10 protein-coding genes are annotated in these 9,096 nt (G+C 70.7%); 5 read left to right on the top strand and 5 right to left on the bottom strand.

Annotated features, from left to right (window positions below):
* The first annotated feature begins 24 nt into the window (after positions 1–24).
* Together ACZ6SD_RS25090 and ACZ6SD_RS25085 are read left to right on the top strand one after the other, a co-directional pair.
* Positions 25–807 carry an ABC transporter permease gene (locus ACZ6SD_RS25090; RefSeq protein ID WP_465319435.1) on the top strand — a complete coding sequence of 261 codons (783 nt, stop codon included), beginning with the start codon at positions 25–27 and terminating at the stop codon, positions 805–807.
* Positions 808–809: 2 nt separating this feature from the next.
* The gene (locus ACZ6SD_RS25085) at positions 810–1,586 is read left to right on the top strand and encodes an ABC transporter ATP-binding protein (RefSeq protein WP_465319477.1); all 777 of its coding nucleotides are present in this window, start codon (positions 810–812) and stop codon (positions 1,584–1,586) included.
* A 41-nt stretch (positions 1,587–1,627) separates the two neighbouring features.
* On the opposite strand, the gene ACZ6SD_RS25080 is transcribed toward ACZ6SD_RS25085, so the two are convergent.
* Together ACZ6SD_RS25080 and ACZ6SD_RS25075 are read right to left on the bottom strand one after the other, a co-directional pair.
* Complete coding sequence (locus ACZ6SD_RS25080) at positions 1,628–2,467, bottom strand: LppU/SCO3897 family protein (RefSeq protein ID WP_465319434.1); 840 nt, start codon at positions 2,465–2,467, stop codon at positions 1,628–1,630.
* A gap of 162 nt (positions 2,468–2,629) precedes the next feature.
* Positions 2,630–3,139, bottom strand: coding sequence for an LppU/SCO3897 family protein (locus ACZ6SD_RS25075; RefSeq protein WP_465319433.1), 510 nt, complete (start codon positions 3,137–3,139; stop codon positions 2,630–2,632).
* A 174-nt stretch (positions 3,140–3,313) separates the two neighbouring features.
* Between ACZ6SD_RS25075 and ACZ6SD_RS25070 the strand changes: the two genes are divergently transcribed.
* Together ACZ6SD_RS25070 and ACZ6SD_RS25065 are read left to right on the top strand one after the other, a co-directional pair.
* Positions 3,314–4,975: a DNA repair helicase XPB gene (locus tag ACZ6SD_RS25070; RefSeq protein WP_465319432.1), complete on the top strand. Its 1,662-nt coding sequence runs from the start codon at positions 3,314–3,316 to the stop codon at positions 4,973–4,975.
* A gap of 59 nt (positions 4,976–5,034) precedes the next feature.
* Positions 5,035–5,193 carry a hypothetical protein gene (locus ACZ6SD_RS25065; RefSeq protein WP_465319431.1) on the top strand — a complete coding sequence of 53 codons (159 nt, stop codon included), beginning with the start codon at positions 5,035–5,037 and terminating at the stop codon, positions 5,191–5,193.
* A gap of 257 nt (positions 5,194–5,450) precedes the next feature.
* Here the strand turns inward: ACZ6SD_RS25065 and ACZ6SD_RS25060 are convergent, their stop codons facing one another.
* From ACZ6SD_RS25060 to ACZ6SD_RS25050, 3 genes are all read right to left on the bottom strand, one after another.
* Positions 5,451–6,269: a serine hydrolase domain-containing protein gene (locus tag ACZ6SD_RS25060; RefSeq protein ID WP_465319430.1), complete on the bottom strand. Its 819-nt coding sequence runs from the start codon at positions 6,267–6,269 to the stop codon at positions 5,451–5,453.
* Between the two features lie 21 nt (positions 6,270–6,290).
* On the bottom strand, positions 6,291–6,728 hold the full coding sequence (locus ACZ6SD_RS25055; RefSeq protein ID WP_465319429.1) for a PPOX class F420-dependent oxidoreductase: 438 nt from the start codon (positions 6,726–6,728) through the stop codon (positions 6,291–6,293).
* 411 nt (positions 6,729–7,139) lie between these two features.
* The gene (locus ACZ6SD_RS25050) at positions 7,140–7,715 is read right to left on the bottom strand and encodes an NADAR family protein (RefSeq protein WP_465319428.1); all 576 of its coding nucleotides are present in this window, start codon (positions 7,713–7,715) and stop codon (positions 7,140–7,142) included.
* A 37-nt stretch (positions 7,716–7,752) separates the two neighbouring features.
* Between ACZ6SD_RS25050 and ACZ6SD_RS25045 the strand changes: the two genes are divergently transcribed.
* Positions 7,753–8,706: an o-succinylbenzoate synthase gene (locus ACZ6SD_RS25045; protein WP_465319427.1), complete on the top strand. Its 954-nt coding sequence runs from the start codon at positions 7,753–7,755 to the stop codon at positions 8,704–8,706.
* Positions 8,707–9,096: the final 390 nt, after the last annotated feature.

Here is a 9,096-nt window from a genome sequence, read left to right as displayed (position 1 = left end):
CCACCGAACTTGTGAGGTGGCCGAGTGAACGCGCTCAAGCGGATCGCGCAGCGCTGGGCCTGCTTCGCCGTCGCCGTCGCCCTGTGGGAACTGGCCACCCGGCAGGCGGGCGACCGGTTCTTCCCGCCGCCGTCGACCATCGCCAAGACCGCGGGCACGCTCTGGTTCTCCCCCGCCTTCGGCGACCACATCGCCCCCGGCGTCGGGCGGATGCTGCTCGGCTGGGCGCTCGCCGCGGTCATCGGCGTCGCGCTGGGCGTCCTGCTCGGCCGGTCCGGCGCCGCCATGGCCTACCTGGGCGCGACCGTCAACTTCATGCGGTCCATCCCGCCGCCGCTGCTGGTGCCGTTCTTCGTGGCCTCGGTCGGGATCACCAGCATGCAGCTCCCCACGATCGTCTTCGGCACGATCTGGCCGGTGCTGCTCAACACCGTCGACGGCGCGCGGAGCGTGGACGCGACCAAGACCGACACGGCGCGGGCGTTCCGGCTGTCGCGGGCCCAGTGGACGTTCGGGGTCGTGCTGCCCGCCGCGGCGCCGAAGGTCTTCGCCGGGCTGCGGCTGAGCCTGTCGATCGCGCTGATCCTGATGGTCGTCGCCGAGCTGGTCGGCTCGGTCAACGGCATCGGCAACCAGCTCGTGCGCGCCCAGCGCGACTACGAGCTGCCCGCCATGTGGGCGTGGATCGTGCTGCTCGGCGTGCTCGGCTACCTGTTCAACACCCTGCTGCTGGCCTTCGAGCGGCGCGCGCTGGCCTGGCAGCCGCGGCACTCCCTCGAAGCCCGGTCGAGCGCCACCGGAGGATGACGTTGCCCACCATGCTCGAAGTCACCGACCTCGGACACACCTACCCGGGCAAGGACGGCGCGCACAACGCTGTCGACGGCCTCACCTTCACTGTCGACGCGGGCGAACTGGTGTGCGTCGTGGGACCGTCAGGCTGCGGTAAGTCCACTCTGCTCCGCGCGATCGCGGGTCTGATCACGCCTACCCGCGGCACGGTAAGCCTGCGCGGGACCCGGGTGGACGGGGTGCCGTCCGAGCTGGCTGTCGTGTTCCAGGACTACAGCCGGTCGCTGTTCCCGTGGCTGACGGTGCAGCGCAACGTCGAGTTCCCGCTGCGCGGCCTGCCGCGGTCGGAGCGGGCCGCGCGCGCCCGGGAGGCGCTGGCCTCGGTCGGGCTGGACCAGGCCGGGCGCAAGCACCCGGGACAGCTCTCCGGCGGCATGCAGCAGCGGGTGGCCATCGCGCGGGCGCTGGCGTACCGGCCGTCGCTGCTGCTCATGGACGAGCCGTTCGCCTCGGTCGACGCGCAGACCCGGTTCGAGCTGGAGGACCTGCTGCTGCGCGTGCGCCGCGACCAGGACACCACGGTCCTGCTGGTCACCCACGACATCGATGAGAGCGTCTACCTCGGCGACCGGGTGCTGGTCCTGACCAAGTCCCCCGCCTCGGTGGTCGCCGACCTGCCCGTCGACCTGGGCAATGCCCGCGATCAGATCAAGACCCGGGCCAGCGAGACGTTCGTGGACCTGCGGGCCAAGGTCGCCGAACTGCTGCGGGGCACGGCCGCCGCGAAAAACTAGAAAGGGCCCGGCGCGCGCCGGGCCCTTCCCACTGGAATCGCCTACTTCACGCGCTCCATGCACAACGTCGTCGGCGGCTGGCTGTAGACGAACGCGCGGTCGGTCCCGCGGGCGCACGCGTCCTCGTCGGCCTTGCCGTTGACCACGGCCGCGACCTTGATCTCGGCGCCACCACCCGTGCAGGGCACGCGAACGGCCTTGCCGCCCGCGGTCGTGTTGACGACGTTGTCGAAGCAGTCGCCTTCCTTGGCGTTGAGCATGAGGCACAGAGTGAAGCTCTTACCGCTGCTGCGCCTGCCGGTACGGCGCTCCGAGTAACTCTCGTAGTCGTCGCCGCACACGCCCGCGCTGGTGTCGAGCTTCTTGCCGACCTTGTAGACGGCCTCCGGCTTGGCGCAGTCGATCTTCTCGACGTCGGCGTCGTTGGCGTCGGCGCTGTTGACCTTGATGCAGTCGCCCGGGTCGGCGCTCGCCGCCGAAGTGCCGAAGAAGGAGAACGCGGCGATGCCGATCGCCACCACCACGACAAGGCCGACGACCAGCCGGATGACCTTGGCCTTGCTCTTGGGCGCGCCACCGCCGCCCTCCGGCGGAGCGGGCGGGAAACCGGGGTGCGGCTGCTGCCCGAACGGCGGCGGAGGCTGCTGGCCATAGGGCTGGCCGGGATCCTGCGGCTGGCCATAGGGCTGGCCAGGCTGCTGGCCGTAAGGCTGGCCGGGGTCCTGTTGGCCGTGGGGCTGGCCTGGCTGGGGCTGCTGGCCGTACGGCGGCGGAGGCTGCTGGCCATACGGCGGCGGGGGCTGCTGCCCGTACGGCATCGGCTGCCCCGGGTGGTACGGCTGCGGGGGACCGAACTGACCCGGCTGCTGCGGGTGAGACATCGTGACACCTCGTGGAGTTCCTGAAGAGGGGTCCGAGCGCCGTCCCCCTGTGACCGCGTCCGATGCGGCGCCGTCATCTAACCCGATTGGACGACAGCCAGATGGGGAAACGGCGGATTCCACTCGTGAATCACTTACCGTGATCCACACAGCACCGTGCGATCAGGACACTCCGGGAGTCTCTATACAGAACACTGTCGGCGGCTCCGGGTACCCCAGGCCGCTCCCCTTCGGACACGGCGACGGGTCGGTCGAGCCGTCGATGACCCGCGAGACGCGGATCGTGTCCGGGCCATCGCACGGGCTGACCCGGAACGACTGGTTCTTGTCGTCCTCGGCGTAGCAGTTGCCCGCGCGGAAGTTGGGCATCAGGCACAAGAGGTTCTCGCCGGTCCGCAACTCCCGGTAAGCGCCGTCCGGACAACCGGCCGCCGAGAGGTCCTTCCTCAGAGCGATCCGGAAAGTGGCGTCCTCGTCGTCGCAGTCCGCCGCCGCCACCGCGGCCGCGTCGTCCGCGCCGGTGACCGACGCGCACTCCGCCGTCGACATCGCGCTCGGCGAGTCGGCCAGGACGTACCGGAAGACCACGAAGCCGCCGCCCGCGATGAGCACGCCGATCAGCGCCACCGCCCAGACCGGCAGCTTGCGCGGGCGGGGGTCGGAAGTACTCATGCTGCGCCTCCGGCGAGTGAGTGGGGCCACGGGGACGGTATCGGCTCGGCCCGCGACTAACGCGGCCTGGTCAATGCTGTCGGTCGGTGTGGGCTGCGCCAAAGGTGGGACTAACCGCGGCCGGTAAGTCGTTTGGGACACTGGAGCGCAGCCGAGCGCAGGAGCGAGGGACAAGTGACCGATGGCCCGCTGATCGTGCAGTCCGACAAGACCCTGCTGTTGGAGATCGACCACCCCCGGTCGACCGACGCCAGGATGGCGATCGCGCCGTTCGCTGAGCTGGAGCGCGCCCCGGAGCACGTGCACACCTACCGGGTGACGCCGCTGGCGCTGTGGAACGCGCGCGCCGCCGGGCACGACGCCGAGCAGGTGGTCGACGCCCTGTCGACGTTCTCGCGCTACCCGGTGCCGCAGCCGCTGCTGATCGACATCGTGGACACCATGGGCCGGTTCGGTCGGCTCACGCTGCAGAACAGCCCCGTGCACGGCCTGGTGCTGACCTCCACCGACCGCGCGGTGCTCGAAGAGGTCCTGCGCAACAAGAAGGTCGCCCCCATGCTGGGCGCGCGCATCGACGACGACACCGTCCTGGTGCACCCGAGCGAGCGCGGCAGGCTCAAGCAGCTGCTGCTCAAGGTCGGCTGGCCCGCCGAGGACCTCGCGGGCTACGTCGACGGCGAGGCCCACCCGATCGCCTTGGTCGAGGACGACTGGGAGCTGCGCGACTACCAGCGGATGGCCGCCGAGTCGTTCTGGGCGGGCGGCTCCGGCGTGGTCGTGCTGCCCTGCGGGGCAGGCAAGACGATGGTCGGCGCGGCCGCGATGGCCCAGGCGCAGGCCACCACGCTGATCCTGGTGACCAACACGGTCGCGGGCAGGCAGTGGAAACGCGAGCTGATCGCGCGCACGTCCCTCACCGAGGAAGAGATCGGCGAGTACTCCGGCGAACGCAAGGAAATCCGCCCGGTCACCATCGCCACGTACCAGGTGATCACGCGGAAGAGCAAAGGCGAGTACCGCCACCTCGAACTGTTCGACTCCCGCGACTGGGGCCTGGTGGTCTACGACGAGGTCCACCTGCTGCCCGCGCCGGTGTTCCGGATGACAGCCGACCTCCAGTCCCGCCGCCGCCTCGGCCTTACCGCCACCCTGGTACGCGAAGACGGCCGGGAGGGCGACGTGTTCTCCCTGATCGGCCCCAAGCGCTACGACGTGCCGTGGCGCGACATCGAGCAGCAGGGCTGGATCGCGCCCGCGGAGTGCACCGAGGTCCGCGTGACCCTGACCGACAACGAGCGCCTCCAGTACGCCACCGCGGAGCCGGAGGAGCGCTACAAGCTCTGCTCGACGGCGCGCACCAAGATCGGCGTCGTTCGCTCGATCCTCGACCGCCACCCCGACGAGCCCACCCTGGTCATCGGCGCGTACCTGGACCAGTTGGAGGAACTCGGCGAAGCCCTCGACGCCCCGGTCATCCAGGGCGCCACCAAGAACCGCGAACGCGAGGAGCTTTTCGACGCCTTCCGCCGCGGCGATTTGCGGACCCTGGTGGTGTCCAAGGTCGCCAACTTCTCCATCGACCTGCCCGAGGCGTCGGTCGCGGTCCAGGTGTCGGGCACCTTCGGCTCCCGCCAGGAGGAAGCGCAGCGCTTGGGCAGGCTCCTGCGGCCCAAGGGCGACGGCCGCCAGGCCCACTTCTACTCGGTCGTCTCCCGCGACACCCTCGACACCGAGTACGCCGCCCACCGCCAGCGCTTCCTGGCCGAGCAGGGCTACGCGTACCGCATTTGCGACGCCGACGACCTGCTCGGCCCCCCGATCCCCGAGATCGGCTGAGTTTCACCCCGCCCCACCCGGGCACCCTCTTTCCGAACGACGGACAGGAGGGTGCCCCCGTGACCGAGATCCCGGAGAAGCCGATCCGAGACAACGGCGAACGAGCCGAACAGTCCCGCGAACGCATCGACGAGGCGAAGAAGGCCGCCCGCGAAGTGACCAAGACCCACCCCGACTTGGCCCCGGACTCCGACCCGCCCGCCCAGCGGCCCGCCTGATCCACTTTCGAGTGAATCGATCGGCCTCGGCGCGATACGGAACCGAAATTGTCGGTGCCCGTTCCTAGCGTCGAAGCATGCGATCACACCTCCGAACGACAGCACGAAAGCCCGCGAGCCAGGGTGGCCTGGGGGCACACGCAGGTCCCGGGTCTGGCCGTGGCTCGCCGAGACCACCGACCCGGCCGCGCCGGGCCTGGCTGTGGTTTTCCGCTCTCGCTCGGCGGCTTCGCCGGAGCGGAAGGCTCCCACTGTCGCTAGGCGCTGGCGAGTTCGGCGAGCACGCTGTCGGTGAAGGGGGTCCAGGTCTGGATCGCCCAGTCGCCGAAGTCGCGGTCGGCGAGGGCGACGCAGGCCGCTTCGGCGTCGGGGTCGACCCACAGGAACGTTCCGGACTGGCCGAAGTGGCCGTAGGTCCGAGGCGAACTGGTCTTACCAGTCCAATGTGGACTCTTGGTCGCCCGGATCTCGAAGCCCAGGCCCCAGTCGTTGGGCTTGTGCATGCCGTAGCCGGGCAGGACGCCGTTCAGGCCGGGAAAGGCCACCGTGGTCGCCTCGGCCACGGTCGGCGCGGACACCAGCGTGGGCGCCTGCAACTCGGCGGCGAACAGCGCCAAGTCGCCGCACGTCGACACCGCGCCCGCGCCCGCCGAGCCTGCCAGCCGGGACGCCGTCATGCCCAGCGGCTCGAAGACGGCCTCCGCGAGGTACTGGTCGAACGGGATGCCCGTGGCGAGGTGCACCAGGTCGGCCAGGGCCTCGAACCCGGTGTTCGAGTAGATCCGGCGGGCGCCCGGCCGCGCTTGGACGCTGGTGGTGTCGAACCCGAGCCCGGAGGTGTGCGCCATCAGGTGCCGCACCGTCGCCCCCGGCGGACCGGCGGGCTGCTCCCACTCGATCGCGCCTTCCTCGACGGCGACCAGGATCGCGTAGGCCGCCAACGGCTTGGTCACCGACGCGAGCCGGAACTCCCGCGCCTGGTCGCCCTCCGCCCCCACCACGGTCCCGTCCGCCGCGACGACGGCCGCCGCCACGTTGTCGACCGGCCACTGGCGCACCGCTGCAAGGCTCCGCATGCCCCGACCCTACGAGAGCCCTCAGTCGGCGATGTCGGCCAGGGCGACGGTCTTGGTGATCCGACCGAACACCAACAACTCCCCCACCACCGCGTTGCGCTTCCCGAACGCCTCCGCGGCGTCCTCGCCCATGTAGCGGGCCCCGAGCCGGGTCGCCCAGTGCAGCATCAGGTCCAGGTCCGCCGACAGCTCGGCCTCAGCCTGAAACTGCACGAAGGCGAACGGCGCCGCCTCCAGGTCGACACACATCGAGAACCGGGGGTCCCGGCGCAACGCCTTTCCCTTGACGGTGTCGGCCCCCGTGGTGAACACGATCCGATCACCGGACTCCCCTTCGTCCACCAGGAACCAGACCGGTGCCACATGCGGGGAGCCGTCGCGCCGAACGGTCGCGAGCTTCCCCGTCCGGGTCCCGTGAAGAACAAACTCCAACCACTCAGAACGATCCATCACGCGCATGCCGCCGAGCCTTCCCTAGCGCCAAACCCCCCGCACCTCCGCCCCAGCCGCACCCACCAGCGGGCGGCCGTGCGTCCCGCCACCCCGCCTCGGGCCACAACCGGCCGCCTGCCGAACCCGCCACCGAGCAGTCACGTCGTGCACTGTGCGGACGACCCCGCAGGCAGGGCTGTCGCCCTGTCCAACGGCCTGATCGACTTCCGAATGACTCACTGCCCGCCCTGGGGGAACGGTCCGGGCCACCGGGGCAGCGGCCACCGGGCGCCAGGCACCGGCCAACGGGAACCGGTCAACGGCACCGGCCAACGGGCAACGGACACCGGCACCGGCACCGGGCACCGGCCAACGGGCACCCGGCAACGGCCAACGGGAACCGGGCAGCGGGCAGCGGGCAGCGGGCAGCGGGCAGCGCTATCCGCCCGCGACCTGTCGGCGCAAGCGGTCGCGCACGTCCATCAGGGCGAATCCCAGCAGGTTCAGGCCCGGCCACGCCGCCGGGCGGCGGGCGTCGGGATTGGTGGCGGCGAGGCCGATGCCCCACACCGGGTCGACGGGGCTGGCTTCCACTAGGACCGCGGCGCCGGTGGACCGGAGGAACGCGGCGAGGCGGGGGTGTTGGCTGAACTTGGCCTCGTTGGCGCGCACCACGATGTCGTACCGGTGCTCGCGCCACCGGGCCTCGGTGAAGCCGCGGACCTGGCGTCCCAGGGCCTTGGCTTCTTCTGGGGTGTGGCTGGCCAGGACGGCCTCGGCGATGGCCTCGTCGCCGAAGAGGCGGGCTTTGGCGGTCATCATGTAGTGCTCGGCCGTCGGGTAGCGCTCGGCCGTCGGGTAGCGCTCGCCGTCGATGGTGGTGGGGGCGGGCCACCATTGGCTCAGGCAGGATTTGCCGACGGTGCCGTCAGGGGTGGGGCGGTGGCCCCAGAAGAAGAGGAAGTCGGCGGTGGGGCGGGCGAGCAGGTCGGCCAGTCGCGGGTGGTGGGACACCTGGGCACGGTAACCGCCGATCTGTCACGATTCACCCGTGTTTGCCGAGCGGCCACTGGTCTACGCCATTCCCCTGCGCACCCGGTTTCGCGGGATCACGGTCCGTGAGGGGATGCTGCTGCGCGGCGCCGCCGGGTGGGGCGAGTTCTGCCCGTTCGCGGACTACTCCGACGCCGAGTCGGTCCCATGGCTGGCGTCCGCCCGAGAAGCCGCCGACGTCGGGTGGCCGGAGCCGGTGCGTGACCGGGTGCCGGTCAACTGCACGGTGCCGGTGGTGTCGCCGGAGCGGGCGGGCGAGATCGTGGCCGAATCCGGTTGCGGCACGGCGAAAGTGAAGGTCGCCGACCCCGGAACCTCCCTCGGCCAAGACTACGAGCGGATCGCCGCCGTCCGGGACGCGCTGGGCCCAAACGGCCTGATCCGCATCGACGCGAACGGCGCCTGGGGCGTCGACGAGGCCGTGGTGGCGATCCGAACCCTAGACAAGGCAGCGGGCGGCTTGGAATACGTCGAGCAGCCGTGCCGAACAATCGATGAACTGGCCGCCGTCCGCAAACGAGTCGACGTGCCCATCGCGGCGGACGAGTCAATCCGGCGGGCGGAAGACCCACTGCGGGTGGCGGTGGCCGGAGCAGCGGACATCGCGGTCCTGAAGGTCGCACCACTAGGCGGAGTCCGGCGCGCACTGGCGGTGGCCCTGGCGTGCGGCCTGCCGTGCGTGGTGTCCTCGGCAGTGGAGACCAGCGTCGGCCTAGCCGCAGGCCTAGCCCTGGCAGGCGCACTGCCGCAGTTAAACCACGCCTGCGGCCTAGCCACCCTGCCCCTCCTCACAGCCGACGCCGCAACCCCCTCCCTACACCCGGTAGACGGCTGGCTCCCCGTCCCCCGAACAGCCCCCGACCCCACCCACCACACCGAAGCAGAAGCCGACCCCGCCACCCGCGAACACTGGTTAGCCCGCCTCTCCCGGGTATCCGCACTAGCAGGCTGACCCACCCCACAAGCCACAACACCCCGCCAACCACTCCACCGACAGAACACCCGTCAACCGCACCCCCGCCCGCCAACGGCAAGGTCAAGCGGCAAGGCCACCCGACACCCCGCCGGACCACACCAAGGCCCACCCAGCGCTCGATGGGCTGGAACCAGCGAACCCGGCTTTCCGCCAGGCAGCACCAACCCTGTCAGGCGCACGTGGGAGCGGGACAGCAAACCCACCCTGCCAACCGCCCCAAAGCTGCCAGGTGCCCGGCGGGAGCGGAACAATGAACCCACGCTCCCGCGAGGCAGCACCAACGCTGCCAGGTGCTCGATGGGGTGGAGTGGTTTCTTCGGGGGAGAAGGAAGATCGCTAAGCTGGCTCCGCACGTGTGAGGCCGAA

Source organism: Actinokineospora sp. NPDC051303 (genome assembly GCF_055586285.1).
The sequence above is the reverse complement of the archived record's forward strand: the minus strand, read 5'-3'. Positions and strand labels throughout refer to the sequence as shown.

Bases quoted from the DNA above. Each gene is read 5' to 3' on its own strand.
- ACZ6SD_RS25080 (WP_465319434.1), bottom strand. From the start codon at position 2,467: ATGTCTCACCCGCAGCAGCCGGGTCAGTTCGGTCCCCCGCAGCCGTAC.
- ACZ6SD_RS25075 (WP_465319433.1), bottom strand. From the start codon at position 3,139: ATGAGTACTTCCGACCCCCGCCCGCGCAAGCTGCCGGTCTGGGCGGTG.
- ACZ6SD_RS25060 (WP_465319430.1), bottom strand. From the start codon at position 6,269: ATGCGGAGCCTTGCAGCGGTGCGCCAGTGGCCGGTCGACAACGTGGCG.
- ACZ6SD_RS25055 (WP_465319429.1), bottom strand. From the start codon at position 6,728: ATGCGCGTGATGGATCGTTCTGAGTGGTTGGAGTTTGTTCTTCACGGG.